The 1,018-nt window shown below is 48.9% G+C and carries 1 protein-coding gene; it reads left to right on the plus strand.

The genetic code is table 11. The features are described 5' to 3' along the window. A partial coding sequence (locus tag CWM52_RS25880; protein ID WP_100686660.1) for an IS30 family transposase occupies nucleotides 1-1,011 on the plus strand: 1,011 nt, incomplete at its 5' end. Nucleotides 1,012-1,018: the final 7 nt, after the last annotated feature.

Raw genomic sequence — 1,018 nt, forward strand, 5'->3', positions numbered from 1 at the left:
TACCGTCCTCCCGTGCGAAAGCGGCACCGGTTAGCGCTTTCGCTTGATGAAAGAGAGGAGATATCCAGAGGGCTGGTAGCAAAGCTCAGTATCAGGGACATCGCCGCCAAATTATCAAGAGCGCCCTCAACGATTAGCCGCGAGGTCAGGAGGCACGGCGGTGCCAAACAATACCGTGCAGCAAAAGCCGATGCTACTGCGTGGGAAAATGCCCTGAGACCAAAACCTTGCAAGCTAATTGAAAGCCCCGCATTGTGTAAAATCATTGCAGAGAAGATGCATCAGGACTGGTCGCCGGAACAGATCGCCGGTTGGCTGAAACGCTGTTATCCGGATAATCAGGAAATGCATGTGTCACACGAAACGATTTATAAAACGCTTTTTATACAAACCCGGGGGGCATTAAAAAAAGAGCTGCAGCAATGCCTCAGAAGCGGAAGAGCGGTTCGTAGATCCAGAACGTCATCGCTTAAAGGGAAAGGGTTAGGATCAATCCCGGATGCGATACCAATAAGCGAACGGCCACCTGAAGTTGCAGACAGAGCCATACCGGGTCACTGGGAAGGTGACCTGATCCAGGGCTCGAAAAACTCCTGTATCGTCACTCTCGTAGAACGCCATTCCCGCTTTGTTATGCTTGCAAAAATCAGAGACAACAAGACCATAACGGTTATATCTGCACTCATCAGACAAGCCCGGGAATTACCTGTTGAGCTTTATAAAACACTGACATGGGATCGGGGGGCTGAAATGACTGGCCACACCCGATTTACTGTAGCGACAGACATTCAGATTTATTTCTGTGATCCTCAATCTCCCTGGCAACGCGGCTCAAATGAAAATACAAACAGATTACTCAGACAGTATTTTCCAAAAGGAACTGACTTATCAGTTCACAGCCAACAAAGACTAAACAGTGTCGCCAGACAGCTCAACGAGAGGCCGAGAAAAACGCTAGACTATGAATCACCCGCAGAGCGGTTCAATCAATGTGTTGCATCCATCGGTTGAACTCACA

This window comes from Raoultella sp. T31, assembly GCF_002806725.1.
GTDB classification, from domain to species: Bacteria; Pseudomonadota; Gammaproteobacteria; order Enterobacterales; family Enterobacteriaceae; genus Klebsiella; species Klebsiella electrica.